This is a genomic window from Streptomyces sp. NPDC041784 (assembly GCF_055591025.1).
In genome coordinates, this window is the sequence record NZ_JBVJAB010000024.1 from 68,691 (window position 1) to 93,727 (window position 25,037).

Genomic DNA, 25,037 nt, shown 5'->3' on the forward strand with positions numbered 1-25,037 from the left:
TTCGGTGGTCAACAGGGCCCAGGCTAGCCCGCCCGGGAGACCGCCCAGTCCCCGATGCGGGCCAGCAGGCCGTCGTCGGCCGCGTGCTCGGCGTGGCCCATGCCGGGCTCCAGCCAGAGTTCGGCGTGGTCACCGGCGGCCTCGGCGAGCATCCGGGGGTGGTCGAGGGGGAAGTAGCCGTCCTGGTCGCCGTGGACGATGAGGAGCGGGGTGGGGGCGATCTTCGGGACCGCCTCGGTCGGGGAGAGCGGCACCGGATCCCACTCGCGGTGGTGGATCCGGGTGCGGAAGCCGTAGCGGCCGACGAGCCGGCCCGCGGGGCGGGTGACCAGCCAGTGCAGCCGGCGCATGGGGGCGGTGCCCCGGTAGTACCAGCGGGCGGGCGCGCTCACCGAGACGACGGCGTCGACCGTGCCGGGGTGCAGGGCCGCGTGCCGCAGCACCACCGAGCCGCCCATGGAGAAGCCGACGGTGACCACGGGCCCGTGCGGGTGGATCTCGTGCGCCCACGCCACCGCCGCGTCGAGGTCGAGCACCTCGCGGTCGCCGACCGTGGAGCGCCCGCCGGAGCGTCCGTGCCCGCGGAAGGAGAAGGTGACGACTCCTCCGTGCCGGGTGAACGCCTCGGCCACCCGGCGGACGTGCGGGCGGTCGGCGTCGCCCGTGAAGCCGTGGGCCACGACGAACACCGGACGTCCGGAAGGTGGCGTGCGGATGTCGTATACGACAGCACCCGGGTCGTATACGGAATCGATCGTCACACCGTCGGCGGTGTGCAGAAACGTCCGCAATGGTGCGGCTCTGGGTGTCTCGCAGTGTGGACTGTCGGTGGAACGCGCCGTATGACCTGCCGGACCCGTGCTCATGTGGGCTATTCTGCTGGGCAGAGGACTCGGGCAGCGTTGCCCCCGGGTCCTTTTGTGCTTTCGGAAGCGTTGTATACGAAGCGGGAAACTCCAGGTGACCGCTGGTGTACGGGCCCCCGGGAACGCAGCGCAGTGCCGTAGTGCCGCAAACGTCCTCGCAGGGACCGAGGAGGAACCAGACATATGAGTTCTCTGCTGCTCCTGACCAATGCCCTCCAGCCGTCGACGGAGGTGCTTCCGGCCCTCGGCCTGCTGCTGCACAACGTGCGCGTGGCACCGGCGGAAGGCCCCGCTCTCGTCGACACCCCCGGTGCGGACGTCATCCTCATCGACGGCCGCCGCGACCTTCCGCAGGTGCGCAGCCTGTGCCAGCTGCTGCGTTCGACCGGACCGGGCTGTCCGCTCATCCTGGTCGTGACCGAGGGCGGCCTCGCGGCCGTCACCGCCGACTGGGGCATCGACGACGTACTGCTCGACACCGCCGGTCCGGCGGAGGTCGAGGCCCGGCTGCGCCTCGCCATGGGCCGTCAGCAGATCGTCAACGACGACTCCCCCATGGAGATCCGCAACGGCGACCTCTCGGTCGACGAGGCGACCTACTCCGCGAAGCTCAAGGGACGGGTCCTCGACCTCACCTTCAAGGAGTTCGAGCTCCTGAAGTACCTGGCCCAGCACCCGGGCCGGGTCTTCACCCGCGCCCAGCTCCTCCAGGAGGTCTGGGGCTACGACTACTTCGGCGGCACCCGCACCGTCGACGTGCACGTACGACGGCTGCGCGCCAAACTCGGGCCGGAACACGAGTCGCTGATCGGCACCGTCCGGAACGTGGGTTATCGATTCGTTACGCCCGAGAAGGGGGAGCGTGGCGGGGACGAGGCCAGGGCCAAGGCGGACCGGGCAAAGACGGAGGATGCGGACAACGCGGCCGCCGTGGGTGCCGAAGAGGTCACGGCGGAGGCGTAGTACTCGCCGATACCCGATGGCTACCCGCCGGTACCCGCTCAGGGGAGGCATCGCTTCCGCACAGGGAGCTCCTGTACGCCCTGCCCAGAGCGGGTCCATCCGCGTAGACTCCGCGCGTGGCCAAGGTGACTCGGGATGACGTAGCACGACTGGCGGGGACGTCCACCGCCGTGGTCAGTTATGTCATCAACAACGGACCCCGGCCGGTCGCACCGGCCACGCGCGAGCGTGTCCTCGCCGCGATCAAGGAACTGGGGTACCGGCCGGACCGGGTCGCTCAGGCGATGGCGTCGCGACGCACGGATCTCATAGGCCTGATCATCCCGGATGCCCGCCAGCCCTTCTTCGGCGAGATGGCGCACGCGGTCGAACAGGCCGCGTCCGAGCGCGGAAAGATGGTCCTGGTCGGCAACACCGACTACGTCGGCGAGCGCGAGGTCCACTATCTGCGGGCGTTCCTCGGGATGCGTGTCTCGGGTCTCATCCTCGTCAGCCACGCGCTGAACGACCTGGCCGCTGCTGAGATCGAGGCGTGGGACGCCCGGGTGGTGCTGCTGCACGAGCGGCCCGAGGCCATCGACGACGTCGCCGTCGTCACCGACGACCTGGGCGGCGCCCAGCTCGCCGTCCGCCACCTCCTGGAGCACGGCTACGCGTACGTCGCCTGTATGGGCGGCACCGCCGAGACCCCCTCGGTCGGCGACCCGGTCTCCGACCACGTCGAGGGCTGGCGACGCGCGATGGCCGAGGCCGGCCTCGGCACCGAGGGCCGGCTCTTCGAGGCGCCGTACAACCGCTACGACGCCTATCGCGTCGCCCTCGACCTGCTGTCCGGCCCGGACCGGCCGCCGGCGATCTTCTGCTCCACCGACGACCAGGCGATCGGTCTGCTGCGCGCGGCGCGCGAGCTGCGCATCGACGTGCCGGGCGAGCTGGCGGTCATCGGCTTCGACGACATCAAGGAAGCCGGCCTCGCCGACCCCCAGCTGACAACGATCGCATCGGACCGCTCCGCGATGGCCCGAGCGGCGGTGGACCTCGTCCTGGACGACGGCGTACGGGTCACCGGATCGCGCCGCGAGCGGCTGAAGGTGTTCCCGTCGCGGCTGGTGGTACGGCGGTCCTGCGGCTGCGTGTAGCCGTTCGGGGGCTTCCATGAAGCTTCTCTGAGAGCCTTCGCCGAGCTGCGAGAAGCGCCTTTATATCGGGCATACGAGGTTCTGCCGGGCTTCTCAGGGAGCGCTCAGGTAGTTCTCATGGTCGGGAGCCAAGCTTCTTGCCATGACCGAGAGCTTCCGCCGCAGCGGCGAGTACGAGAACCCTGAGAACCCGTACGAGAACCCGTACCAGGGCGCCCAGCAGCACGCTTTTGCCCCCGTGGACCCGGAGTGGCCGCCCCCGCCGGCGTACCGGCCGGCCGCGCAGACCGCGCAGATCGCGCAGCAGCCGGTGGTCGAGCCCACCGCGGTGTGGCAGACGCAGGCGGCCGCCGGCGGCCACGGCAACGGCGACGGCCACGGCGGCGGAACCGCTCTCCTCACCGAGACCCCCGCGCAGCCCGCGCCCAAGAAGCGCGCCAAGGGCCCGATGGCGCTGCTGGCCGCCGTGGCGATCGTCGCCGCGGCCATAGGCGGCGGCACGGCCTACGGCATCCAGGAGCTGACCGGCAAGGACACGGTGGTCTCCTCCTCCACCACGACCAGCGTGGTGCCGTCCAGCAAGACCGGTGACGTGGCCACGATCGCCGCGGCGGTCAGCCCGAGCGTCGTCGAGATCAGCGCCACGCTCAGCAGCGGGTCGTCCACCGGCTCCGGTGTGATCATCACCAGCGACGGCGAGATCGTCACCAACAACCACGTCATCTCCGGCGCCTCCTCGATCAAGGTGACAACCAGCGACGGCACGTCGTACACCGCGAAGGTCGTCGGCACGGACAGCAAGAAGGACCTCGCGCTGATCAAGCTGGAGAACGCCTCCGGCCTGAAGCCGGCGACCCTCGGCAACTCCGACGGCGTCAAGGTCGGAGACACGGTCGTCGCCATCGGCTCCCCCGAGGGCCTCACCGGCACCGTGACCAGCGGCATCGTCTCCGCTCTGGACCGGGACGTGACCGTGTCCACCGACGAGAGCCAGCAGCAGGGCGGCAGCGGCGGGTGGCCGTTCGAGTTCGGCGGCCAGGAGTTCAACGGCGACACCGGCTCCTCGACCACGACCTACAAGGCGCTCCAGACCGACGCCTCCCTCAACCCCGGCAACTCCGGCGGCGCGCTCATCGACGCAGGCGGCAACATCATCGGCATCAACTCCGCGATGTACTCGGCCGCCTCGGCCTCGTCCTCGGACGCCGGCAGCGTCGGCCTCGGCTTCGCCATCCCGATCAACACCGTCAAGTCCGACCTGGCCACCTTGCGGGCCGGCGGCTCCGACAGCTGAACGTCCATCGAGCGAGCAGGGAGCACGTCATGATCAAGCAGGTTTCGCACACGGTGACCGGCGTCGGCGCGGCCGACCTCGGCCTGGCCCTCGGCGTGGCGTACGAGCTGCACGCTCCGGTGACCCCGACCCGGGCACCCGAGGTCGCGGCCCCGCAGATGATGGGCCTGCGCACCACCGCCGCCCGCCCGCACCGCCGCAAGGTGCCGCTCAACCGCCTCACGGCGCTGCGCGGCTGATCTCCCCCAGCTCCTCTGTACTCGCCCGCCGGGAACCGTGCGAGGCTGAAGGCGTCCATCCGATCTCAGCCTCCCGTCGTCCCACCGCACCCGAGGAACCCACGCCCATGAGCCCCGCCGAAGGCGACCGTGACACCCAGCGCATCCTGATCGTCGACGACGAGCCGGCGGTGCGCGAAGCCCTCCAGCGCAGCCTCGCCTTCGAGGGCTACGACACGGAGGTCGCGGTCGACGGTGCCGACGCCCTGGAGAAGGCGACGGCCTACCGCCCCGACCTGGTGGTCCTGGACATCCAGATGCCCCGCATGGACGGCCTCACCGCCGCGCGCCGTATCCGCGGGGCGGGCGACACGACGCCGATCCTGATGCTGACGGCCCGTGACACGGTCGGCGACCGGGTCACCGGGCTCGACGCGGGCGCCGACGACTACCTGGTCAAGCCCTTCGAACTGGACGAGCTGTTCGCCCGCGTCCGCGCCCTGCTGCGCCGCAGCTCCTACGCGGCGGCGGCGGGCGCGGCGGCGGTGGAGGAGGACGAGGCGCTCACCTTCGCCGACCTGCGGATGGACTTGGCGACCCGGGAGGTGACACGCGGCGGGCGCCCGGTGGAGCTGACCCGCACGGAGTTCACCCTCCTGGAGATGTTCATGGCCCACCCGCGCCAGGTGCTGACCCGTGAGCAGATCCTCAAGGCCGTCTGGGGCTTCGACTTCGAGCCGTCGTCGAACTCCCTCGACGTGTACGTGATGTACCTGCGCCGCAAGACCGAGGCGGGCGGCGAGCCGCGCCTCGTGCACACCGTCCGGGGCGTGGGGTACGTCCTGCGACAGGGCGGCGCGGAGTGAACAAGCTCGTACGACGGTTCCGGACCCTTCCGATTCGGGCCCGGCTGTCGATGCTGGTCGCTGCCGCTGTGGCTTTCGCGGTGGCGGCGGTTTCGGTGACGTGCTGGTTCATCGTGCAGGGGAAGCTGTACGACCAGGTCAACAACGACCTGCGGAGGGGCATGAGGGCGCCCGGGCAAGAGATCGTGAGAGCCCTCAACACGTGCAGCGAAACCTCGGACGACGGCACGTCCAACCCATTTCGGAACAACTACATCCAGGTGGTCAAGGAAGACGGAACCACCTGCGTCATCGACGACTCCATCGGCACGGTGAAGGTCACCCAGGCCGACAAGAACGCGATCAAGAGCGGCGACACCGGCCAGCTCTACTTCCGTAACGGCACCGACGGGGAGGGCAACCCCGTACGCGTCATGCTCCAGCCGATGACGACCACCACCGTCACCGGGGAGGCCGGCCCCAACGTCGGACTCGTGGTCGCCGTCTCCCTGAAGGGCACCCAGTCCACCCTCAACGACCTCGCCCTCATCCTCCTCCTCGTCTCCGGTATCGGAGTCCTCGGCGCCGGCGCCGCAGGCCTCGCCGTCGCCCGTGCGGGGCTGCGGCCCGTCGACAAGCTCACCGAGGCCGTCGAGCACGTCGCCCGTACCGAGGACCTGGGGATCCGTATCCCCGTCGAGGACGACAGCGAGGACGAGATCGCCCGGCTCTCCCGTTCCTTCAACTCGATGACCGCCTCCCTGGCCAACTCCCGTGAGCTTCAGCAGCAGCTGATCGCGGACGCCGGGCACGAACTCCGCACTCCCCTCACCTCCCTCCGCACGAACATCGAGCTCCTCACCCGCAGTGAGGAGACGGGCCGGCCGATCCCGGAGGCGGACCGCAAGGCGCTGCTCGCCTCGGTGAAGGCGCAGATGACGGAGCTGGCCGCGCTGATCGGCGACCTCCAGGAGCTGTCCCGCTCGGAGGGCCAGCGCGGCGAACGCGTGCAGGTGGTGGCGCTGGAGGACACGGTCGAGACGGCCCTGCGCCGGGCCCGTCTCCGCGGCCCGGAGCTGACCATCACGGCGTCCGTCGAGCCCTGGTACACCCGGGCGGAGCCGGCCGCACTGGAGCGTGCGGTGGTCAACATCCTGGACAACGCGGTGAAGTTCAGCCCGGAGGGCGGCACGATCGACGTGCGGCTGACCGGCGGCGTCCTGACGGTCCGCGACCACGGCCCCGGCATCCCCGAGGACGAACTCCCGCACGTCTTCGACCGCTTCTGGCGCTCCCCCAGCGCGAGGGCCCTGCCGGGCTCGGGCCTGGGCCTGTCGATCGTGGCCCGGACGGTCGAGCAGGCGGGCGGCGACGTCACCCTGACCCGCGCGGACGGCGGCGGCACGGTGGCGACCGTACGGCTGCCAGGCGCGCCCACGCCTCCGCCGGAGACGCCGTGATCCCAACGGGATCAGTGGAAGCCGAGCATTCCGGGGGAGTCGATGTCGACGGTGAGGATCCCGGGCGGGTAGTCGCTCTCTCTCCCGGTCAGGATGATCGACATGCCGCCGGTCTCCTGATGCGGTGTCGCGACGTAAAGGGTGTGGCAGACGTCTGTTCCGCCCCAGCCCTCCCGGTGCATCGCACCGACCGTGGCCGCAGCCGCCTGGGTCAGAGGGTCGACCAGGACTCCGGGCAGGGCGAGCACATCCCCCGCGATGCCCTTCTCCTGCGACTCCGCGTACATCAGGCACAACGCGGGCACGTGCAGCCAGTCCCCCGGCGTGTGCGCCATGTTGTCGGCGAGATGGTGCAGTGCACGATGCCCCTGCGCGAGCGCCACCACGGCGCTGGTGTCGAGAATGATCACGCGGCTCGGTCCCGGAGCGCGTGCATCTTCTCGGCGGCCATCGCGTACACATTGGCCAGTACGTCCGGCCCTCGGTCGAACTCTTCGTCCGTGAGCGTGCAGTTCATGCGCTCACGCAGCACCTTTCGAGTCGCGGCCACGCGCTCAGCGATCTGCTCGGCCGTGAGCTGCTGCGCCGCCAGTTCCTCGACAAGCTGCCCCAACGTCATCCCGCGTTCCTTCGCCACCTGGGCGAGATGGTCGCGGGCCGCCCGGGACACCTGAATGGTCGTGTGATCTGCCATGGCTCCACCAGTCACACCGCAGCCCGCCGCATCCTGGCCGCCGCCACGACCCTCACCGTCGCCGCCGACGGCAGCGGCCAGTACCGGACCGTGCAGGCCGCCGTGGACGCCGTACCGGTGAACAACCCCTCGCGCGTGGTGATCTCGGTGAAGCCGGGGACGTACCGCGAGGTCGTGAAGGTGCCCGCCACCAAGCCGCACGTCACCATCCAGGGTGCGGGCGCAACCCGTAAGGACACGACGATCGTCTACGGCAACGCGGCGGGCATGACCAAGCCCGACGGGTCCGGGACGTACGGCACCCCGGGCAGCGCCACCGTGTCCGTCCAGTCGGACGACTCGCAGATCCGCAATCTCACGGTCACCAACGACTTCGACGAGGCGAAGCACCAGGACATCGCAGGCCAGGCGGTGGCGCTGCTGACACAGGCCGACCGGATCGTCCTCGACGGGGTCATCGTCAACGGCGACCAGGACACCCTGGAACTGGAGACCGCCGCCAAGGACAAGCCCGGCCGGGTCTACGTGAGCAACTCCTACATCACCGGGAACGTCGACTTCGTCTTCTGCCGGGCCACGGTGGTCGTCGACAAGTCCGTGATCACGCTGAAGAAGCGCTGGAACGGCACGTCCGCCGGGTACGTCACCGCGCCGAGCACCCCCGCGGGCCGCAAGGGCATCCTCATCAACCGCTCGACGGTCAACGGTGACGTGAGCGCGGCCTCCTTCTTCCTCGGCCGCAACTGGCACCCGGGCGGCGACACGAGCGTCGACCCGCAGACCACCGTCCGCAACAGCACCCTGAGCGCGGCCGTCAAGGCGACCCCGTGGTCGGACATGGGCGGCTTCTCCTGGAAGGACGACCGGTTCGCCGAGTACCGGAACAGCGGCGCCGGCGCGGGGGCCGCGAGCGGTGACCGGCCCCAGCTGACCGACGCGCAGGCCGCCTACCAGGAGGTCGCGGACTGGCTCGGCGACTGGACGCCCTCGGCCGCCTGATCCCAGCCCACCCACACCCCTCTGCCAGCTCCGCCACAGTCCCCCGCCGCACCGTGAGGGGATGGTGATGCGAGCGGTGGAGGGCACGGGGACGGACAGGGCCACGAGCGCGGCGGGCAGGATCCTGCTCGCCGACGACGACGCGGACGTCCGGGAGGGCATCGGCAGACTGCTCAGGTTCGAGGGGTACGAGACCGTCCTCGCCTGCGACGGACGCCTCGCCCTCGACCTGATCGCGGCCCCCGACAACTCCCCCGACCTGGTCCTGATGGACGTCGGGTGTGAGTAGTTGCGGTGCAGAAAGTGGCGCTGAGATTGATCTTGGTCGGCTAGCACACCTGACAGGGGTGCCGCCGGGGTTCACTGAAAGATCGTCGGGCGGGCGTCGGCACTGGCTACGGTCCGGTCGTGCCGGTGGAGTTTCTGACTGATGAGCAGGCCGAGGCGTACGGGACGTTCACCGAGGTGCCCACGCGCCCGGAGTTGGAGCGGTTCTTCTTCCTCGACGATGACGACCGTGATCTGATCGCGCTGCGTCGTACGGACGCGCACCGGCTGGGGATGGTTATCTGGAGTCGCTGAGGCACTGTCCAGGATGTGCAGCACGTACTGGCGGGCCGACCTGCCCGGCGGCGAGGAGCCGGCCGCTGGGTACGGGCCGCTGGAGGCGGTGGCCTGCAACAAGGTCAACCTGAAGAAGATCGCCACGCACTGGCCGGACATGCTCCGGGTCGCCGGGTCGCTCATCACGAACCAGGTGCGGGCCTACGACCTGCTGCGGATGTTCGGCCGCGAGGGCCACCCCACCCCGCTGGGGGCTGCGTTCGCTGAGTACGGCCGCATCGACAAGACCATGCACTTGCTCGCCCTGGTCGACCCGGTCGACGACACCTACCGCCGGCTGATGAACCGGCAGCTCACGTCCAGGAGTCGCGCCACCGGCTCGCCCGTGCGATCTGCCACGGCGGCCGCGGGCAGATCCGCCAGGCGTACCGCGAGGGCCAGGAGGACCAACTCGCCGCCCTCGGCCTGGTCCTCAACGCCGTGGTCCTGTGGAACACACGCTACCTGGACGCCGCGGTCGCCCAGTTGCGCGCCGAGGACCACGACATCAAGGACGAAGACGTCGCCCGGCTCTCCCCGCTGAAGGACCGGCACATCAACTTCCTGGGCCGCTACCTGTTCAACATCAAGGCCAGCGGCCCCGGCCAGGGCCTGCGCCCGCTGCGTGACCCGGATTCCCCCGAGGACACCGACGAGGATGACTAACAGCCAGCGAATCCAGCTCTTTGAGGCATGACACGACAGCCGGGATAGCTGTTTCGATGCCACCGGACACCTAGCGGCTCCCGCATCGATCGCGGCTGCCTGCGGGACCCGTACTCAGTCGGGCTTGGGCCGGGATCGCAGGCGTCGCATCTGGGCGTGACTGAGGTCGTGAGCCTGTCGCATATGACGGGTGATCACCTCAAGCTCGTCCTCGGTGTGGCCGTCGAGCAGCGACTGCCACGCCGGGCCGAGGTCGTCCCATACCGCGGTGACCCGGGCGACGCGCTCCGCCACCGGGGCGACCAGCACCCGGCGACGGTCCTGCTGGTCGGGGGTGCGGACCACGTAACCCTCTCGTTCGAGACGGTCCACCAGCCGTGTGGCCGAGCCTGTGGTCAGGCCCGTCATGTCGGCGATTTGCCTGACGGTGAGCGGCCCTGGCTCGGCCGTCAGCAAGCTCAGACACTGCACATCGGTCGGGTGCAGCCCGAGATGGTCGGCGACAGCCTGGTTGAACAGCACATACGCCGCCAGGTAGCGGCGGGACTCCGTCGACAACTCCTCGTACAGCCGGGCCCGCCGCGACTCTGTCACCTGGATCACACTCCACATTGCTGCGTGACGCAGCAGTCTCGGATAATCTACTACGTGGCGCAGTTAATGCACCACGCAGTGATTCTATCCCTGGAGGGAACCATGCTCAACGTTGCCGTCACCGGAGCCACCGGAGCCCAGGGCGGGGCCACCGCCCGCGCCCTGCTTGCCGCCGGCCACCAGGTGCGCGCGCTCACCCGCCGTCCTGATTCGCCCGCCGCTGACGCCCTGCGCGGCCTCGGAGCCGATGTTCGCCGCGCCGACTTCGACGACCACACATCCCTCGACGCGGCCCTCGCCGGGGCGGACTCGCTCTTCGCGGTCACCACCCCGTTCGGCGCTGACACCACCACCGAGACCCGGCAGGGCAAGGCCCTCGTCGACGCGGCGGCAGCCGCCGGCCTCGGGCACGTCGTGTTCACGTCCGCCGCCCACGCCGACCGCAGCACCGGTGTCCCGCACTACGAGAGCAAGCACCTGGTCGAGCGGCACCTGCGCGAGACCGGAGTGCCTTGGACGGTGATTGCCCCGGCTGCGTTCATGGACAACTACGCGAGCGGCTGGACCCTGGAAGGGCTGCGCCAGGGCACGTTCGCCTGGCCCATGCCCGCCGACCGGCCGCTCACTCTCATCCCCGCCACCGACATCGGCGCGTTCGCCGCACTGGTCCTTCAGCGCCGCGACGAGTTCGCCGGCCGCCGCATCGACATCGCCTCCGATGAGCGCACCCCCGCCGAGATAGCGGCGATCCTCGCGGCGGCCATCGGCCGCCCGATCGGCCACCAAGAGGTACCTCTGGCCCACGTGCGGATCCGGTCCGCCGACCTGGCCGCCATGTTCGAGTACTTCACCACCTCGGGCCTCGATGTCGACACCGCCGGGCTGCGCCGTGACTACCCCGAAGTCGGCTGGCACAGCTTCACCGACTGGGCCGCCGACCAGGACTGGACCGCGCTCCTGGCCTCCGCGCCTGAGCATCAGTGACCTCACCTGCGCCCTTGGCCAGCTGAGGCCGCACAAATACCCAGCCCCACCGCTGAAGGAGCACCTGCATGAAGCCCATCGGCTACTGGCTCAACCGCACCGACAAAGCCCTCACCCGCTACATGAACGACATGCTGGAGGGATTCGGTCTCACCAGGATCGCTTGGCAGGTCCTCAACGTCATCCACGACACCCCCGAGGCCACCGACGCCGAAGTCCGGTCGACTCTTGCCGCGAACGCCGACATCCCCACGCTGATCGCGGCCATCGACACAGTGCTCGCCGATGGCTGGGCGGCCCGACCCGCACCGGACCGGCTCGCCCTCACCCACGGCGGCCGTCAGCGCCTGACCGACGTCGCCGAACGCGTCGACAGGTTCCGCGAACTGTCCATGACCGGCATCCCCCTGGACGAGTACCGGACAGCCGTCCTCGTCCTGGAACGCATGGCCCGGAACCTCGAAACGGCAACAGGCACCGACCGCGATGCCGTGCACACGCCGTAGGCGATCTTCAAGAAACCTTCGTTTTCTGAAGATCGCCCCGCGAGGCCGCCCAGACCCCGCAAAGCCTTCAAAAACCCCTTCAAAAACCTGGGTCATTCAACAACTCCGGACCACCGTTTTCTGACATGATCCGGGGCCATGACCGCCCCAGAACCGGCCGTCGGGCCGGACCTGCTCGTCGCCGAACCGCTCGTCCGCACCGAAATCAAGATCGGATACGCCCGGGTCTCGACCGGCGGCCAGAAGCTGCAGCGGCAGCTCGACGCCCTCACCGCCGCCGGGTGCCCAAAGATCTTCGCGGACAAGAAGTCCGGCAAGAACGCGCTCCGCCCCGAGCTGAAGGCGTGCCACGCCTTCCTCGACCCCGGCGACACCCTCGTCGTCCCCTCACTCGACCGCTACGGCCGGAGCCTCCAGGACCTCATCAACATGGTCGCCGAACTGCGCGACCGGGGTATCGGCTTCACCTCGCTGCACGAGAACCTCGACACCACCACCCCCGGCGGCCGGCTCGTCTTCCACGTCTTCGCCGCCCTCGCAGAGTTCATCCGCGAACTCATCGTCATCGGCACCAACGAGGGCCTGGCCGCCGCCCGCGCCCGCGGCCGCGTCGGCGGACGCCCCAGCGTCGCCACCGAGGAAGTAATCCGCGCCGCCCGCGACCTGCTGCCCGACCCCGGCCGCTCGATCACCTCGATCGCCAAGCTGCTGGGCGTCTCCCCCGGCACCCTCTACAACCACATCCCGGACCTCCGGGAACTACGCGCCGGCGCCGTACCCCGGCAGCTCGAAGCCCCCGCGAAGTAGCCCAACCCCAGCAAGATCAATCTCAGCGGCGCTTTCTGCACCGCAACTACTCACACCCGGACGTCACCATGCCCGGTCTCGACGGGCTGGCGGCGACCCGGCGGATCCGGGCCTCCGGCTGCACCGTGCCGATCCTGATGATCACCGGCCGGGACGCCGTCGGGGACCGGATCGTCGCCCTCGACAACGGGGCGGACGACTACCTGATGAAACCGTTCGCCGGGGAGGAACTCCTGGCCAGGGTGCGCGCCCTGCTCCGCCGCGCCACCCGCCGGACCCCGCCCCCGCCGACCGCGACGGCCCCCGGCCTCCTGACCTTCCAGGACGTCGTCATGGACCCGGCCACCCGCTCGGTCACCCGCGGCGGCCGTCTCCTCGACCTCACCCGTACCGAGTACTCCCTGCTGGAGTACCTGCTGCGCCACCCGGCCCGGGCGCTCAGCCGCTCCCAGATCCTCAAGGACGTCTGGGGCTTCGACTTCGAGCCGGCCTCCAACACCCTCGACGTGTACGTGATGTACCTGCGCCGCAAGCTGGAGCACCGCGGCGAACCGCGGCTGATCCAGACCGTGCGGGGGCTCGGGTACATCCTGCGCGGGTCGTCACAGCCGTAGGACGAGAGTGTCGTCCGCCGCGTGCTTCCGGCCCGCCGTCGCCGTGCCCGGCCACGGTTCGGCCAGCCTGGCGTACGCCGCGCAGCGGGCCACCAGTTCGTCGTGCGTGCCGGTGTCCAGCAGACGGCCGCCGTCCACGATCAGGATCCGGTCCGCGTCGGGCGCGAGGCTCAGATCGTGGGTGATCATGATCGTCGTACGGCCGGACACCAGCCGGCGCAGGGGCTGGACGATCTGGCGGGCGGCGACCGAGTCGAGGCCGGCGGTGGGTTCGTCGAGGACGAGGACCGGGGCGGCGCGGAGCATCGCACGGGCGATGGCGATCCGCTGGAGCTGGCCGCCGGAGAGGGCGGCGGTGCCGGGCGCGATCCGGGTGTCGTAGCCCTCGGGGAGCGCGCCGATGAACTCGTGGGCCGCAGCGGCCCGCGCGGCCTCTTCGATCTCGGTGTCCGTGGCGCCGGGCCGGCCGCACTCGATGTTCTCGCGGATCGTGCCGCTGAGGACGAGTGTCTGCTGCGGCAGCAGGGCCACGTTCTCGCGTACGAAGTCCAGCGGTACGTCCGTCAGCGGCACTCCGTCGATGCTGATCACGCCCGCGTCGGGGTCGTAGAAGCGGGTGAGGAGCTTGGACAGGGTGGACTTGCCGGCCCCGCTCCGGCCCGTGACCAGGATCAGCTCACCGGGACCGGCGGTGAAGGTGACGTCCTGGAGGGACGGCCGGGGCGAGCTCGGGTAGCCGAAGGTGACGCCGTGACAGCCGACCCAGCCGCGGACCGGCCAGGCGGGAACGGGCATCGCCGGGTCCCCTACGGCGGGCTCCGCGTCCAGGATCTCCGCGATGCGCTCCGCGCCGGCGGTGGCCGCGGTGACCGTCAGGCCCAGCCGGCCGAGGCTGCGGACCGGCGGGTAGAGGTAGCCGATGAACGCGGCGAAGGCGAGCAGCGCGCCGAGGGTCATCCGGCCGGCCGAGATCTCCCAGACGCCGAGGCCGATGACCGCCAGCACGCAGAGGGTCTCGACGACCTCCACGAACTGCTCGTACATCTCGCTCAGCCGCGCCCCGCGCACGCTGGCCCGCAGCCAGGCGCGGGCCTCGCGGTCCAGGCGGCGCTCCTCGTCGCGGCGGCGGTTGTACGCCTGGGTGAGGACGACGTTGCCCAGCGACTCCTCCACGACGGAGGTGATGGCGCCGTCCGCGACCCGCTCGTCCTGCGCGGCCTGCTTGATACGGCTTGAGAAGCGGCGGGCGGCGAGGAGGAAGAGGGGCGCGAGGACGAAGGTGGCCAGGGCCAGGTCCCAGCGCAGATAGAGGGCGGCGGCCGAGTAGAACACCGCGGAGAAGGCCGCCGAGATGGTGCCCACCACCCCGGACACGACCAGCTGTTCGATCGCCTCGACGTCTCCGGTGAGGCGTTCCACCAGGTCGCCCCGGCGGTGGCGCTGGAAGAAGTGGGGTGGCAGGCCCTGGACATGACGGAACACGTTCGCGCGCAGCCGCAGCACGAAGCGTTCGGCGGTCCAGGTCGCGAGCGAGTTGCCCAGGTAGCCGACGAGCGCGCCGAGGGCTGCGACGCCCAGCCAGGCGCCGGCCGGTCCCCAGAACGCGGCGAGCGAGCCCGCCTGGAGGGCGGTGTCGGTGAGGTGGGCGAACAGCAGGATGGCGGCGGTCTCGGCGAGCGCGGCGACCACCACACAGGCCACGATGACCAGCATCCCCCCGCGGTCGCCGCGGGTCAGCGGCCAGAAGCGGCGGAAGGCCTCGCGGGCTTCCCTCATCGTCGACGACTTCCTCTCTCGTGCGCGGACATGGCCGAGGCGGGGTCTCGGTGCGAGCGCGACCGCTCCCACCGAGGACCCCGCCTCGTGGCGTTCCGTCAGCCCTGGTGCGCGACCGGGCGGCGCTTCGGCGCGGCCTTCGGGGCGGCCTTCTTCTTGGCGGCGGGCTTCGGCGCGGGGGCGGCGGCGGTCTTGCGGGTCTTCTTGACGGGGGCGATCTTGTGGAAGCTCATGGGAATTTCCTCTCCGTTTATCAGGTGCGTTTTATGTGCGACCTATTTGTCGCAGATTTGCAAAAGCTTCGCTGTCTGCATCAGCCCTTATGGGAGATCGGGCGCCGCTTCGGAGTGGGCTTCTGCGCGGCCTTCTTCTTGGCGGCTGGCTTCGGAGCCGGGACGGCGGCGGTCTTGCGGGCCTTCTTCACCGGGGTGACCTTGTGGAAGCTCATGACGTTCTCCGCTCGATCTGTTCGCTCTGTTTGCTTTCGCGTCGTTCACTGTCGACATGGAAAACACTACGGGACGCCAGAGACGGAAAAGGCCAATTCCACTGAGACCTCGGTTAATTGCGGCTGAGACGATTTTTCAGGCGCATTCGGGAACCAACGGTGGACTCACACAGGTTTTAATACGAAGAGGCGGCCGCGTCGGTGACGCGGCCGCCTCTTCCTCGCTACGGAGAGCCGGGGGTTACTGCACGATCGTGATCCTGCCCGTGACCGGCGGGGCGATCGGGCCGGTGGCCGAGGAGTGGGTCGTCAGGTACTGCTCCAGGGCCGTCAGGTCGTCGGTGCCGACGAGGTCGCCGGTGCCCTGACCCAGCGTGGTGAAGCCGTCGCCGCCGCCCGCAAGGAAGCTGTTGGTGGCGACGCGGTAGGTGGCGGCCGGGTCGATGGCCGCGCCGTTCAGCTTGATGGAGTCCGTCACGACCCGGTCCGCGCCGGCCTTCGTCAGGTCCAGCGTGTACGTCAGGTTGGCGGACGGCTGAAGGATCTTCGGCGCGCTCGCGTTCGACCCGCTCACCTGCTCCTTGAGCACCTGGATCAGCTGGGCGCCGGTGAAGTTCTGGAGGTTCACGGTGTTGGAGAACGGCTGCACGGTGAAGCCCTCGGCGTACGTCACCACGCCGTCGCCCTCGCTGCCCTTGGCCGCGTAGGTGAGGCCGGCCCGGACACCGCCCGGGTTCATCAGCGCGACGTCGGTCTCGGCGTCCAGCTCCTTGCCGTACCAGAGCTGCGCGTCCGCGATCAGGTCGCCCATCGGGGACTCGGTGCCCGTGTTGGGGACGTCACCGGAGATGTAGCCGATCGCGCGGTTGCCGATCGGGGCCGCCAGCGTGTTCCACTTGCCGATCAGCTCGGTCATGTCGGGCGCCTTGGCCACGGTCCGGGTGACGACGTGGTTCGCCGACTTCACCGCCGTACGGGCGATGTCACCCGTGAAGCGGTCGTAGGTCAGCGTGGTGTCCGTGTAGAGCCGGCCGAAGGACGCGGCCGAGGTGACCGTGCGCGGCTTGCCCGACGGGTCGTTGATCGTGCACGCGTACGCGGCGTGCGTGTGGCCGGTGACCAGCGCGTCGACCTTCGGCGTGACGTTCTTCGCGATGTCCACGATCGGACCGGAGACACCGTCACCGGCACCCGGCGAGTCGCAGTTGTAGTTGTACGCCGTCGACGCGGGCAGACCGCCCTCGTGGATCAGGGCGACGATCGACTTCACGCCCTGGCGCTCCAGCACCTTGGCGTACTTGTTGATCGTCTCGACCTCGTCCTTGAACTTCAGGCCCTTGACGCCCTCGGCGGAGACGACACCCGGGGTGTCCTCCAGCGTCACACCGATGAAGCCGATCTTGACGCCGTTCTTCTTCCACACCCAGTAGGGGCTGAGGATCGGCTTGCCGCTCTTCTCGTTCAGGACGTTGGCCGCCAGGTACGGGAAGTCGGCGCCCTGGAACTCCTGGTCCGTGTAGCAGCCGGCCGTCGGGTGGCAGCCGCCGTACTGCAGACGCTTCAGTTCCTTCGCGCCCTCGTCGAACTCGTGGTTGCCGACGGACGTGACGTCCAGGTCCAGCTTGTTCAGCGCCTCGATGGTGGGCTCGTCGTGGAAGAGGCCCGAGATCAGCGGCGAGGCGCCGACCATGTCACCGCCGGCCGCGGTGATGGAGTACGTGTTGCCCTTGCGGGCCTCACGCAGGTGCGTCGCGAGGTACTCCACGCCGCCCGCGTCGATCGTCTTCGTCGTGCCGTCGGCCTGAAGCTCGGTGACCCGGCCGGAGGAACCCGACGGCGGCTCGAGGTTGCCGTGCAGGTCGTTGAAGGACAGCAGCTGCACGTCCTGGTAGCGGCTCGGCAGCGGCTTGGAGTGCTTCGAGTCGTGGGCGTCCGCCGGAAGGGCGGCGGCCATCGCTCCGGCGGTGGCGAGACCCGCGGCGGCCGCGACCAGACGGTACGTGCGACGTCCGCCGCGTCTGTCGCTCGAATGCGGCTGGGAAGTGGCTGGCATGCGCCCCCCTGTGGCGTTGTCTGCGTCCCCCCGGGCCCCCGTCATGGACCCGTGGGGCGTGTGAGGAAATAGGCCCCGTCCGGCGCAGCCTAGAGTCAACGCGCGTAGCGCGACAGGGGGTTCTTGGTTACATCCTGGTTTCCCTTTGTCTTCCGCATTGCCTTTCCGCAGGTCGTTGCCCGTGGCGCCACTTTGTGCCGCCCGCCCTTTACCCTCGTCCCATGAGCAGCGACGACATCGCACGGGCCCACGGCTCCCGATCCATCGAGACCCACTCCGCGCTCTCCCCCGAACAGACCGAGGCCGTCCTCGAACTGCTCGCGGAGGCCGCCCGGACGGACGGCCAGCAGGCGGTGTCCGAACAGGGCCGGCTCCAGCTGCGCGGAGGCCCCCGCGAGGGCGTCTCCCATCTGCTGCTGACCGTCGGCGGCGAACTCGTCGGCTACGCCCAGCTGGAGGACACCGATCCGGTCGAGGCGCCCGCCGCCGAACTCGTCGTCCACCCCTCGCACCGCGGTCACGGTCACGGCCGCGCCCTCGGCTCCGCGCTGCTCGCCGCCTCCGGCAAGCGGCTGCGGGTGTGGGCCCACGGCGGCCACTCCGCCGCCCGCCACCTCGCCCAGGTACTGGGGCTGACCCTGTTCCGCGAACTGCGCCAGATGCGGCGGCCGTTGACCGGCCTCGACCTGTCCGACCCGGTGCTGCCCGAGGGTGTCACCGTCCGCGCCTTCGTGCCCGGCCAGGACGACTCCGCCTGGCTCGCCGTCAACGCCGCCGCCTTCGCCCACCACCCCGAACAGGGCTCCCTCACCCAGCGCGACCTCGACGACCGCGAGGCCGAGCCGTGGTTCGACCCCGCCGGCTTCTTCCTCGCCCTGCGCGGCGACCAGCTCATCGGCTTCCACTGGACCAAGGTCCACGCCGAGGAACAGCTCGGTGAGGTCTATGTCCTCGGCGTCGCCCCCGGCGCGCAGGGCGGCGGCCTCGGCAAGTCCCTCACCACGATCGGCCTGCGGTATCTCGCGGACCAGGGGCTGCCGACCGCGATGCTGTACGTCGACGCCGACAACAAGGCGGCAGTGTCGGTGTACGAGCGGCTGGGCTTCGTCACCCACGAGACGGACCTGATGTACCGGTCGGAGACGTGACGGGAGGTCAGCCGACGCGGGCCGGTATCAGCGGGTGACGTCTGAGCGGTTCCGGCGTCCACAGGGCGCAGACCGCCAGGGTCACGCCCAGGACCACCGCCCATCGCACCTGGGTCGCCTCCCACCAGGGGTCGTCCGGTGTGGCCAGCAGGCCCCAGCGGCTGGGGACGACGATCATCAGCACGGCCGCGGTGACCAGCCGGATCACCGTGCCCCGGCCCACCTCCGCGCGGTCCGTGAAACGGACGGCGACCGTGGCGAGGGCGAGCGCGCCGACGGCCATGCCCGCCGCCTGGAGGGTGACCGTCGCCGCCGAGGGGCGGGTCGCGGCGGGCACCAGAAGCAGGGCCGCCGTCCACCACAGCGCGGTGAGCGGGGCGACGAAGGCGATGCGCAGGGCCGTCCGGACCGCCCGGCCGACCGGCGTCGTCGCGCTGGTGTTGCGGGCCGGGTCGTCGAGCAGGAAGGCCAGACCGGACGCGCCGACCAGCGCGGTGAGGCGCAGGACGAACAGGCCCAGGTCGGCCCCCGGGTCGTCGTCCGGCAGCCGGGTGCTGCCCGCGAGCAGCAGGCCCAGCGCGCCGGCCGCCGTCAGCGCCCGCCAGGGCACGGTGCGCCACACCGACCGCACCAGGGAACGAAGCAGGGCTCCCGGGTCTCTCGGCATGTGCTCTACTCCTCGCACTTCTCCGCCTCCTTCGGCACCTCGACGCCCACCAGCTTCGCGGCCTGGGCCGTGGTCGTCCGCGCGGAGGTCAGTTCCGTCCAGTGCGCCTTGACCCGGGCCGTCATCTCGGCGCGGGGGCGCTCCAGCATGCTCCGGACCACGTCGGTCTGCTCGGCCGTCAGGCCCAGCCCGTTCGTCGGGGCGAGGATCGAGACCGGGCCGCTGATGCTGTCATCCAGGCTCACGTGCTGGAAGGTGTCCAGCGGGGTCGGGTCGGTGCCCAGGACCAGCCACATGATCGTCACCGGACGGGCGTCGCACATGCCCTCGAGCGTCACCGCCTCCGAGCCGCCGACCAGGACCGTGGCGGCTCCGACCGCGAACTCGGGGACGCGGTTGCCGCCCCAGCGGGTGCCCACCGTCACCTGGCCGGGGGTGCGGGAGGGCCACAGGGCGCTGTCGCTCTCCCCTCCGCTGCTGGCGTCGACACGTTGACGGATCGTCAGCGGGGCCTGGGCGGCGGAACCGCCGGCGGCGGACTGCACCCGGTCGACGACCGCGGCCCAGTCGGACCGCACGCCCTCCCACTCGGGGAAGGAGCAGTACGCCGACCTGCCGTACGTGGTGCACGACTGGACCTTCTGCGGGGTGTCGGACGCCGTCCTGCGGGCCGCGTCCAGCCCCGCCGTGTCGTGCGGGAGCTGACCGATCACACCGGCCGCGGTGGCCGCGAGGGCGAGGGCCGTCGCCGTTCTGACGGCCCGGGTGCGGCCCCCGGCGAGCAGCAGGGCCGCGCAGGCCAGCAGGGCGCACAGGCCCGCCACGTACAGCGCGTGCCAGCCGGCGGGGCGGCCGATCAGGTCGGAGGGGACCGGGTCCCCACCGCCCTCGCCGGAATAGACGATCGGGGAGAGCCAGCCCGACCATCCGCCCTCGCCCGCTATCGCCGACAGGAGAACGACGGCCATGTACGCGGCGATCGCGAACACCATGGGCGCGAAGGAGGAGGGCAGCGCACGGGCCAGCAGCACTCCCACGATCCCGGCCAGCAGCACGAACAGCGGGCCGACGGCGAGTTCACCGAAGGAGCCGTGGCCGATCGCGCCGGGCTTCAGCGCCTCCCGGACGTACTCGGCCGCGACGACGACCGCGGTGAGCGCCGCGAACGGCACCACGGAGAGCAGGTGCGCGGCGGTGCGCCGCCAGGGCTCCATCGCCAGGACGCCGAACTGCTGGACCGTGCCGTTCTTCCGCGAGCGCAGCGCCGCCGCGTTGGCGCACATGAGGACGGCGATGGCGACCAGCAGCGGGGTCATCTGGGTGCGGCGGTCGACGGTGTTGAGGACGGGGAAGTCGTCCATGCCGTCCACCCGCGCCATCCGCACGAAGACCACGAGGGCGTAGAGGGCGAAGACGAGCAGGATCGGAACCTGGAGGAACAGCTCGCGGGCCTCGAAGCGGGCGAGGGCGAGGACGGCTTCGGTGCGGCGCGGGTCGCGCGGGGGCTCGGGGGGCGTGGGGGCCGGGGCGGTGAGCGGGGTGGCCGTGGCGCTGCTCATGCCGTCACCTCCGCGGACTCGCCGTCGAGGGCGAGCAGATAGCCGTCCTCCAGGGTGGGCTCGACCAGGTCGGCGCCGGACGGCGGGTCGCCGATGTTGCGGAAGGTGCCGGCGCCGGTGCGCCAGCCGGCCAGGGCGCCCGGGGCGCGTTCCGCGCTGCTCCACACGCGGCCGGCCGCTCGGGCGGTCAGCTCCGCGGGGGTGCCCTCGAAGTGGACCCGGCCGCCGGCCAGGACCACGACACGGTGGCAGAGCATCGCCACGTCCTCCGTCTGGTGGGTGGACAGCAGGACCGTGCGCCCCTCGCCCGCCTGGGCGATCAGATCGCGGAACCGCATGCGCTGTTCGGGGTCGAGGCCGACGGTCGGCTCGTCCAGCACGAGGAAGCCGGGGTCGCCGACGAGCGCGGCGGCCAGGGCGACCCGCTGCCGCATGCCGCCGGACAGCCGCTTGAGGCGCTTGCCGCGCACCTCCGACAGGTCCACGGCGTCCAGGACGCGCCGCACCTCGCCGTGGCGGGCGGTGCGGTCGGTCAGCTCCTTGAGGATCGCCACGTAGTCGACGAACTCGAAGGCCGTGAAGTCCGGGTGGAATCCGGGGGTCTGGGGCAGATAGCCGAGCGTGCGGCGCAGCTCCAGGCGGCCGGCGGAGGTGCGCGGGTCGTGACCGAGGGCCGTGAACTGCCCGCTGTCCGGCGGCACGGCCGTGGCCAGCACCCGCAACAGGGTGGTCTTTCCGGCGCCGTTGGGGCCGAGCAGCCCGGTCACGCCCCGGGACAGCCGCAGCGAGACTCCGTCGAGCGCGCGCGTGCCGCCGTAGCGCAGGCAGAGGTCGGTGGCCGTCAGCGTCGCGGGGCCGACGGGGGACGCGGGGGTCATGCGGGGCTCCTGGAAGTCGGGGCGAGGGGCGGGGGCGGGGCCGGGCGGTGTCATCGGACGCCTCCGTCCTGGAAGCCGCCCACGGGGCGTGCGTCGAAGCGGTCCCTGGTCTGGTAGAGCAGCAGCGCGGCGAGGGCGGCGACCACCGCCGCGCCGGACTGTCCGGCCGCCGTGAAGGGGGCGAGCGTGTCGTGGGGCGCACGCTCGTGCGCCACGACCAGCAGCGTCAGCCAGGCGCCACCGACCGCCGTCGGGGCGAGGACCGGACCCAGCCGGGCGGTCAGCGCGAGGCCCGTGGCGGTGAGGGCGAGAGCGGGCAGCAGCCAGGCCAGGGCCAGGAGGCCGTACCCCGGCAGGGCGAGCGTCGCCAGGCCGTTGAGGACCAGACCGGCGCCGACCACCGCGACCGTACGGATCATCAGCAGCCGGAAGCCGTGCAGCGGGGCGACGACGGCCATCTCGTACGTCGGGTCCAGGGACCGGCCGTAGGAGAGGGCGACGCCGGCCAGCGGGAGCAGCGGGGCGAGCGCGAGGAACAGCGTGGGCTGGTCCGCCACGCGTACCGCCAGCACCGTGGTGACCAGCAGGAACAGCACCGACAGCAGCCAGGAGCGGCGCAGCACCGGCGTCGCCGTCAGCAGCCGCGCGGTGTGGTCGGCCGCGCCGAACCGCACGAGCAGCCGCTCGGTCAGGCTCGGTCGCGGCGCGTCCAGCTCGGCGTCCAGCCGCTCCCAGCCGGCGTCCAGCACGACCGGGTCGGTGCTCCGGGCGAGCCGGGCCCGGCACTCGGCGCACCGGGCGAGGTGGGTGTCGGCGGACCACAGCAGGGGCGGCGTCAACGCGCCGTGCGCGTAGGCGCGCAGGTCCTCTTCGGCCACGTGCCACGTCATGCCACTGCCTCCTTCGACCGCTCGACGCCCGCGCCCTCGCGCAGGCCTGTTCCGATCCCCCGCCGATGCGCGGCGCGCTCGCGCGGGCCGCCTCGTCTCGCGTACCGCCTCATGCCAGCGCCTCCCGCAACTGCTTGCGGGCGCGTAGGGCCCGCGTCTTGACCGTGCCGGCCGGGATGCCGAGCAGGACGGCCGCCTCCCGGGTGCTGAGCCCGTCGATGACGGTCGCCTGGAGGACGGCCCGCAGCTCCGGCGAGAGACGGGTGAGGGCCCCGGCGAGGTCCCCGTGCTCCACCCCCGCGAGCACGCGCTCCTCCGCCGACACCTCGTCGCGGTGGCGCAGCCGGGCGAGGGCCTGGCGCAGCCGGCCGCGCGCGCCGTCGCCGCGCAGGGCGTCGACCAGCCGCCGCGCGCCGATGCGCCACAGCCAGCCGGCCACGTCGCCCTCCTCGCGGTAGCGCGCGCTTCCCCGCCACACCGCGAGGAACGTCTCCTGCACGACGTCGTCGACTATCCCGGCGTCGGCACAGCGGCCGCGCATGCGCGCGGTCAGCCAGGGTGCGTACCGCCGGTACAGCTCCTCGAAGGCGTGACGGTCCGCGTCTGCCGCGATGGCCCGCAGCAGTTCCCCGTCGCTTCTCGTTTCGCTCACATCCCCTCATCGGAACGGGCCCGCCGATCGGTTCACGATCCGCCGCACGAATTTTTCCGACCCGCACGGCCCCCTCCGCGTCGCGCCGGAGGACCACTCTGCTCAGCGCCAGAGGCCCCCGGACCCGCACCAGACGGTCGCCTCCTCGCCCCTCCCCCCGCCTCTCCCCCGTCCCTGCCCGCCCCTGCCCGCCCCTGCCCGCCCCTGCCCGCCCCTTGCCGCGCCGATCTTGACTTCCCGACCCCGTTCCACCACCCTTTCACTACTCAATTAGTGAAAGGGTGGTGCCCGATGGTCGAATACCGCATCGACCGGCACAGCGGCGTGGCCACCTATGTCCAGATCGTCCAGCAGACCAAACAGGCCCTGCGCCTGGGCGTGCTGCGGCCCGGCGACAAGCTGCCCACCGCCCGCGAGGTCGTCGAGGCGACCGCCATCAACCCCAACACCGTGCTGAAGGCGTACCGCGAGCTGGAGCGCGACGGGCTGGTGGAGGCCCGGCGCGGGCTCGGCACCTTCGTACGACGGGGACTGAGCACCGCCCCGGCCGACTCGCCCCTGCGCAGCGAACTGGGCGCCTGGGCGGTCCGGGCCCGCGAGGCCGGGCTGGACCGCGAGGACGTGGCCGCGCTCTTCACCGCCGTACTCGACGAACACTTCCAGGGAGATCCCTCATGACCGTGACTGACACCGCCCTGGCCGCGTCCGGGCTCGGCAAGCGCTTCGGGCGGCGTGCGGGCTGGGCGCTGCGCGGGTGCACGTTCCGGCTGCCCGCGGGACGCGTCTGCGCAGTCGTCGGGCCCAACGGCGCGGGCAAGTCCACGCTTCTCGCCCTCGCCTCCGGTCTGCTGGCCCCCTCCGAGGGCACGGTCACCGTCCTCGGCACGGACCCGGCGTCCGCACGCGCGCGTGTCGGTTACGTCGCCCAGGACAAGCCCCTCTACCCGCAGCTCACCGTCGCCGAGACACTGCGCGTGGGCGCCGATCTGAACCCGGGCCGCTGGGACGCCGAGACCGCCGAGCGGATCGTCTCCGCGGGCGATCTCGCCCCCAGGGCGAGGATCCGTACCCTCTCCGGCGGCCAGCGCACCCGCGTCGCGCTCGCCCTGGCCCTCGCCAAGCAGCCCGAACTGCTCCTGCTGGACGAGCCGATGGCCGACCTCGACCCGCTGGCCCGGCACGAGCTGATGGGCACCCTGATGGCACGGGCGGCGCAGTACGGGACGACGATCGTGATGTCGTCGCACGTGGTCGCCGAGCTGGAGGACTCCTGCGACCACCTGCTGCTCGTCGGCGGCGGCCGGGTCCGGCTGGCCGGGGAGATCGACGATCTGCTCGCCGCCCACACGCGCGTGTACGCACCCACGGAGCCCCCGGCGCGGCAGTCGTCGGCACGGACCCCGGCTCAGGCCCCGGACAAGGCCTCGGCTCAGGCCGCGACTCCGGCCTCGGCGGACGCCGCCCTCGCCCCGCACACCGTCGTCGAGTCCCGTGTCACCGGCCGCCAGCTCAGCGCGCTGGTCCGCCCGGCGGGCCCGCTCCCCGACGGCTGGCGCACCGCGACGCCCTCCCTGGAGGAACTCGTCCTCGCCTACCTGCGCAACCCGGAGGCCGCCCCCCTCACCCCGGCGGAGGCCGAGGGCCGCCCGGCCGACGCGGAGGCCCGGGCATGACCACCAGGACCCTGGCAGCGCCCCTGGCAGCGCCCCTGATC

27 protein-coding genes and 3 pseudogenes are annotated in these 25,037 nt (G+C 71.3%); 17 read left to right on the top strand and 13 right to left on the bottom strand.

Annotated elements, in window-relative coordinates; all coding sequences use genetic code 11:
- Window positions 1-23: 23 nt before the first annotated feature.
- Window positions 24-866: an alpha/beta hydrolase gene (locus ACZ6D7_RS36035; protein WP_469500222.1), complete on the bottom strand. Its 843-nt coding sequence runs from the start codon at window positions 864-866 to the stop codon at window positions 24-26.
- Window positions 867-1,049: 183 nt separating this feature from the next.
- On the opposite strand from ACZ6D7_RS36035, the gene ACZ6D7_RS36040 reads away from it, so the two are divergent.
- The 6 genes from ACZ6D7_RS36040 (at window position 1,050) to ACZ6D7_RS36065 (ending at window position 6,785) form a co-directional block, all read left to right on the top strand.
- Window positions 1,050-1,829 carry a response regulator transcription factor gene (locus ACZ6D7_RS36040; RefSeq protein WP_469500224.1) on the top strand — a complete coding sequence of 260 codons (780 nt, stop codon included), beginning with the start codon at window positions 1,050-1,052 and terminating at the stop codon, window positions 1,827-1,829.
- Window positions 1,830-1,945: 116 nt separating this feature from the next.
- Window positions 1,946-2,968, top strand: a complete 1,023-nt coding sequence (locus ACZ6D7_RS36045; protein ID WP_469500226.1) for a LacI family DNA-binding transcriptional regulator — start codon at window positions 1,946-1,948, stop codon at window positions 2,966-2,968.
- A gap of 142 nt (window positions 2,969-3,110) precedes the next feature.
- Window positions 3,111-4,262, top strand: coding sequence for a S1C family serine protease (locus tag ACZ6D7_RS36050; protein WP_469500228.1), 1,152 nt, complete (start codon window positions 3,111-3,113; stop codon window positions 4,260-4,262).
- A 29-nt stretch (window positions 4,263-4,291) separates the two neighbouring features.
- Window positions 4,292-4,501 (top strand): hypothetical protein, encoded by a 210-nt coding sequence (locus ACZ6D7_RS36055; RefSeq protein ID WP_469500230.1) that lies wholly within the window; start codon window positions 4,292-4,294, stop codon window positions 4,499-4,501.
- 107 nt (window positions 4,502-4,608) lie between these two features.
- Complete coding sequence (locus ACZ6D7_RS36060; RefSeq protein ID WP_469500231.1) at window positions 4,609-5,346, top strand: response regulator transcription factor; 738 nt, start codon at window positions 4,609-4,611, stop codon at window positions 5,344-5,346.
- On the top strand, window positions 5,343-6,785 hold the full coding sequence (locus tag ACZ6D7_RS36065) for a HAMP domain-containing sensor histidine kinase (RefSeq protein ID WP_469500232.1): 1,443 nt from the start codon (window positions 5,343-5,345) through the stop codon (window positions 6,783-6,785). Before ACZ6D7_RS36060 ends, ACZ6D7_RS36065 begins: the two co-directional genes overlap by 4 nt.
- 11 nt (window positions 6,786-6,796) lie before the next feature.
- On the opposite strand, the gene ACZ6D7_RS36070 is transcribed toward ACZ6D7_RS36065, so the two are convergent.
- Window positions 6,797-7,195 (bottom strand): PIN domain-containing protein, encoded by a 399-nt coding sequence (locus tag ACZ6D7_RS36070; protein ID WP_469500233.1) that lies wholly within the window; start codon window positions 7,193-7,195, stop codon window positions 6,797-6,799.
- Window positions 7,192-7,479 (bottom strand): hypothetical protein, encoded by a 288-nt coding sequence (locus ACZ6D7_RS36075; RefSeq protein WP_469500234.1) that lies wholly within the window; start codon window positions 7,477-7,479, stop codon window positions 7,192-7,194. Before ACZ6D7_RS36075 ends, ACZ6D7_RS36070 begins: the two co-directional genes overlap by 4 nt.
- Window positions 7,480-7,509: 30 nt before the next feature.
- Between ACZ6D7_RS36075 and ACZ6D7_RS36080 the strand changes: the two are divergent.
- The 4 genes and pseudogenes from ACZ6D7_RS36080 to ACZ6D7_RS36095 all read left to right on the top strand — a co-directional run.
- Window positions 7,510-8,478, top strand: a pseudogene (locus ACZ6D7_RS36080) (pectinesterase family protein); the annotation flags it as partial.
- A 61-nt stretch (window positions 8,479-8,539) separates the two neighbouring features.
- Complete coding sequence (locus ACZ6D7_RS36085; RefSeq protein WP_469500236.1) at window positions 8,540-8,767, top strand: response regulator; 228 nt, start codon at window positions 8,540-8,542, stop codon at window positions 8,765-8,767.
- Between the two features lie 119 nt (window positions 8,768-8,886).
- The gene (locus ACZ6D7_RS36090; RefSeq protein WP_469500237.1) at window positions 8,887-9,060 is read left to right on the top strand and encodes a DUF4158 domain-containing protein; all 174 of its coding nucleotides are present in this window, start codon (window positions 8,887-8,889) and stop codon (window positions 9,058-9,060) included.
- 28 nt (window positions 9,061-9,088) lie between these two features.
- Window positions 9,089-9,747, top strand: a pseudogene (locus ACZ6D7_RS36095) (Tn3 family transposase); the annotation flags it as partial.
- Window positions 9,748-9,861: 114 nt separating this feature from the next.
- Here ACZ6D7_RS36095 and ACZ6D7_RS36100 read toward each other — a convergent pair.
- Window positions 9,862-10,359, bottom strand: coding sequence for a MarR family winged helix-turn-helix transcriptional regulator (locus ACZ6D7_RS36100; RefSeq protein WP_469500239.1), 498 nt, complete (start codon window positions 10,357-10,359; stop codon window positions 9,862-9,864).
- Between the two features lie 84 nt (window positions 10,360-10,443).
- Here ACZ6D7_RS36100 and ACZ6D7_RS36105 point away from each other — a divergent pair, with 84 nt between their 5' ends.
- The 4 genes and pseudogenes from ACZ6D7_RS36105 to ACZ6D7_RS36120 all read left to right on the top strand — a co-directional run.
- Window positions 10,444-11,325 carry an NmrA/HSCARG family protein gene (locus ACZ6D7_RS36105; protein ID WP_469500241.1) on the top strand — a complete coding sequence of 294 codons (882 nt, stop codon included), beginning with the start codon at window positions 10,444-10,446 and terminating at the stop codon, window positions 11,323-11,325.
- A gap of 68 nt (window positions 11,326-11,393) precedes the next feature.
- Window positions 11,394-11,831, top strand: a complete 438-nt coding sequence (locus tag ACZ6D7_RS36110) for a MarR family winged helix-turn-helix transcriptional regulator (RefSeq protein WP_469500243.1) — start codon at window positions 11,394-11,396, stop codon at window positions 11,829-11,831.
- A gap of 138 nt (window positions 11,832-11,969) precedes the next feature.
- Window positions 11,970-12,638 carry a recombinase family protein gene (locus tag ACZ6D7_RS36115; protein ID WP_469500247.1) on the top strand — a complete coding sequence of 223 codons (669 nt, stop codon included), beginning with the start codon at window positions 11,970-11,972 and terminating at the stop codon, window positions 12,636-12,638.
- Window positions 12,639-12,697: 59 nt separating this feature from the next.
- Window positions 12,698-13,252 (top strand): annotated as a pseudogene (locus ACZ6D7_RS36120) (response regulator transcription factor); the annotation flags it as partial.
- Here the strand turns inward: ACZ6D7_RS36120 and ACZ6D7_RS36125 are convergent.
- The 4 genes from ACZ6D7_RS36125 to ACZ6D7_RS36140 all read right to left on the bottom strand — a co-directional run bounded on the left by ACZ6D7_RS36125 (window position 13,241) and on the right by ACZ6D7_RS36140 (window position 17,529).
- Window positions 13,241-15,028: an ABC transporter ATP-binding protein gene (locus ACZ6D7_RS36125; RefSeq protein ID WP_469500248.1), complete on the bottom strand. Its 1,788-nt coding sequence runs from the start codon at window positions 15,026-15,028 to the stop codon at window positions 13,241-13,243. The pseudogene ACZ6D7_RS36120 and the gene ACZ6D7_RS36125 overlap by 12 nt on opposite strands.
- Window positions 15,029-15,126: 98 nt before the next feature.
- Window positions 15,127-15,261 carry a hypothetical protein gene (locus ACZ6D7_RS36130; protein ID WP_469500250.1) on the bottom strand — a complete coding sequence of 45 codons (135 nt, stop codon included), beginning with the start codon at window positions 15,259-15,261 and terminating at the stop codon, window positions 15,127-15,129.
- Window positions 15,262-15,341: 80 nt separating this feature from the next.
- The gene (locus tag ACZ6D7_RS36135) at window positions 15,342-15,476 is read right to left on the bottom strand and encodes a hypothetical protein (RefSeq protein WP_469500252.1); all 135 of its coding nucleotides are present in this window, start codon (window positions 15,474-15,476) and stop codon (window positions 15,342-15,344) included.
- A 241-nt stretch (window positions 15,477-15,717) separates the two neighbouring features.
- The gene (locus tag ACZ6D7_RS36140) at window positions 15,718-17,529 is read right to left on the bottom strand and encodes a bifunctional metallophosphatase/5'-nucleotidase (RefSeq protein WP_469500253.1); all 1,812 of its coding nucleotides are present in this window, start codon (window positions 17,527-17,529) and stop codon (window positions 15,718-15,720) included.
- Window positions 17,530-17,750: 221 nt separating this feature from the next.
- On the opposite strand from ACZ6D7_RS36140, the gene mshD reads away from it, so the two are divergent.
- A complete protein-coding gene (gene mshD / locus ACZ6D7_RS36145) occupies window positions 17,751-18,677 on the top strand; it encodes a mycothiol synthase (protein WP_469500255.1) in 927 nt (308 codons plus the stop codon).
- 7 nt (window positions 18,678-18,684) lie between these two features.
- Here the strand turns inward: mshD and ACZ6D7_RS36150 are convergent, their stop codons facing one another.
- The 5 genes from ACZ6D7_RS36150 to ACZ6D7_RS36170 all read right to left on the bottom strand — a co-directional run bounded on the left by ACZ6D7_RS36150 (window position 18,685) and on the right by ACZ6D7_RS36170 (window position 23,323).
- Complete coding sequence (locus ACZ6D7_RS36150) at window positions 18,685-19,344, bottom strand: ABC transporter (protein WP_469500257.1); 660 nt, start codon at window positions 19,342-19,344, stop codon at window positions 18,685-18,687.
- Between the two features lie 5 nt (window positions 19,345-19,349).
- A complete protein-coding gene (locus ACZ6D7_RS36155; protein WP_469500258.1) occupies window positions 19,350-20,903 on the bottom strand; it encodes an ABC transporter permease in 1,554 nt (517 codons plus the stop codon).
- Window positions 20,900-21,781 carry an ABC transporter ATP-binding protein gene (locus ACZ6D7_RS36160; protein WP_469500260.1) on the bottom strand — a complete coding sequence of 294 codons (882 nt, stop codon included), beginning with the start codon at window positions 21,779-21,781 and terminating at the stop codon, window positions 20,900-20,902. The genes ACZ6D7_RS36155 and ACZ6D7_RS36160 overlap by 4 nt, the downstream gene beginning before the upstream one ends.
- Window positions 21,782-21,831: 50 nt before the next feature.
- A complete protein-coding gene (locus tag ACZ6D7_RS36165; RefSeq protein WP_469500262.1) occupies window positions 21,832-22,671 on the bottom strand; it encodes an anti-sigma factor in 840 nt (279 codons plus the stop codon).
- 109 nt (window positions 22,672-22,780) lie between these two features.
- Window positions 22,781-23,323 carry an RNA polymerase sigma factor gene (locus ACZ6D7_RS36170; protein ID WP_469500264.1) on the bottom strand — a complete coding sequence of 181 codons (543 nt, stop codon included), beginning with the start codon at window positions 23,321-23,323 and terminating at the stop codon, window positions 22,781-22,783.
- A 291-nt stretch (window positions 23,324-23,614) separates the two neighbouring features.
- On the opposite strand from ACZ6D7_RS36170, the gene ACZ6D7_RS36175 reads away from it, so the two are divergent.
- Entirely contained in the window at window positions 23,615-24,001 is a 387-nt protein-coding gene (locus ACZ6D7_RS36175) for a GntR family transcriptional regulator (protein ID WP_469500266.1), read from the top strand.
- A complete protein-coding gene (locus ACZ6D7_RS36180) occupies window positions 23,998-24,996 on the top strand; it encodes an ABC transporter ATP-binding protein (protein ID WP_469500267.1) in 999 nt (332 codons plus the stop codon). The genes ACZ6D7_RS36175 and ACZ6D7_RS36180 overlap by 4 nt, the downstream gene beginning before the upstream one ends.
- Window positions 24,997-25,037 lie beyond the last annotated feature (41 nt).

Bases quoted from the DNA above. Each gene is read 5' to 3' on its own strand.
- ACZ6D7_RS36035 (WP_469500222.1), bottom strand. From the start codon at position 866: ATGAGCACGGGTCCGGCAGGTCATACGGCGCGTTCCACCGACAGTCCA.
- ACZ6D7_RS36040 (WP_469500224.1), top strand. From the start codon at position 1,050: ATGAGTTCTCTGCTGCTCCTGACCAATGCCCTCCAGCCGTCGACGGAG.
- ACZ6D7_RS36050 (WP_469500228.1), top strand. From the start codon at position 3,111: ATGACCGAGAGCTTCCGCCGCAGCGGCGAGTACGAGAACCCTGAGAAC.
- ACZ6D7_RS36055 (WP_469500230.1), top strand. From the start codon at position 4,292: ATGATCAAGCAGGTTTCGCACACGGTGACCGGCGTCGGCGCGGCCGAC.
- ACZ6D7_RS36060 (WP_469500231.1), top strand. From the start codon at position 4,609: ATGAGCCCCGCCGAAGGCGACCGTGACACCCAGCGCATCCTGATCGTC.
- ACZ6D7_RS36075 (WP_469500234.1), bottom strand. From the start codon at position 7,479: ATGGCAGATCACACGACCATTCAGGTGTCCCGGGCGGCCCGCGACCAT.
- ACZ6D7_RS36085 (WP_469500236.1), top strand. From the start codon at position 8,540: ATGGTGATGCGAGCGGTGGAGGGCACGGGGACGGACAGGGCCACGAGC.
- ACZ6D7_RS36100 (WP_469500239.1), bottom strand. From the start codon at position 10,359: ATGTGGAGTGTGATCCAGGTGACAGAGTCGCGGCGGGCCCGGCTGTAC.
- ACZ6D7_RS36105 (WP_469500241.1), top strand. From the start codon at position 10,444: ATGCTCAACGTTGCCGTCACCGGAGCCACCGGAGCCCAGGGCGGGGCC.
- ACZ6D7_RS36110 (WP_469500243.1), top strand. From the start codon at position 11,394: ATGAAGCCCATCGGCTACTGGCTCAACCGCACCGACAAAGCCCTCACC.
- ACZ6D7_RS36115 (WP_469500247.1), top strand. From the start codon at position 11,970: ATGACCGCCCCAGAACCGGCCGTCGGGCCGGACCTGCTCGTCGCCGAA.
- ACZ6D7_RS36125 (WP_469500248.1), bottom strand. From the start codon at position 15,028: ATGAGGGAAGCCCGCGAGGCCTTCCGCCGCTTCTGGCCGCTGACCCGC.
- ACZ6D7_RS36130 (WP_469500250.1), bottom strand. From the start codon at position 15,261: ATGAGCTTCCACAAGATCGCCCCCGTCAAGAAGACCCGCAAGACCGCC.
- ACZ6D7_RS36135 (WP_469500252.1), bottom strand. From the start codon at position 15,476: ATGAGCTTCCACAAGGTCACCCCGGTGAAGAAGGCCCGCAAGACCGCC.
- ACZ6D7_RS36140 (WP_469500253.1), bottom strand. From the start codon at position 17,529: ATGCCAGCCACTTCCCAGCCGCATTCGAGCGACAGACGCGGCGGACGT.
- mshD (WP_469500255.1), top strand. From the start codon at position 17,751: ATGAGCAGCGACGACATCGCACGGGCCCACGGCTCCCGATCCATCGAG.
- ACZ6D7_RS36150 (WP_469500257.1), bottom strand. From the start codon at position 19,344: ATGCCGAGAGACCCGGGAGCCCTGCTTCGTTCCCTGGTGCGGTCGGTG.
- ACZ6D7_RS36155 (WP_469500258.1), bottom strand. From the start codon at position 20,903: ATGAGCAGCGCCACGGCCACCCCGCTCACCGCCCCGGCCCCCACGCCC.
- ACZ6D7_RS36160 (WP_469500260.1), bottom strand. From the start codon at position 21,781: ATGACCCCCGCGTCCCCCGTCGGCCCCGCGACGCTGACGGCCACCGAC.
- ACZ6D7_RS36165 (WP_469500262.1), bottom strand. From the start codon at position 22,671: ATGACGTGGCACGTGGCCGAAGAGGACCTGCGCGCCTACGCGCACGGC.
- ACZ6D7_RS36175 (WP_469500266.1), top strand. From the start codon at position 23,615: ATGGTCGAATACCGCATCGACCGGCACAGCGGCGTGGCCACCTATGTC.
- ACZ6D7_RS36180 (WP_469500267.1), top strand. From the start codon at position 23,998: ATGACCGTGACTGACACCGCCCTGGCCGCGTCCGGGCTCGGCAAGCGC.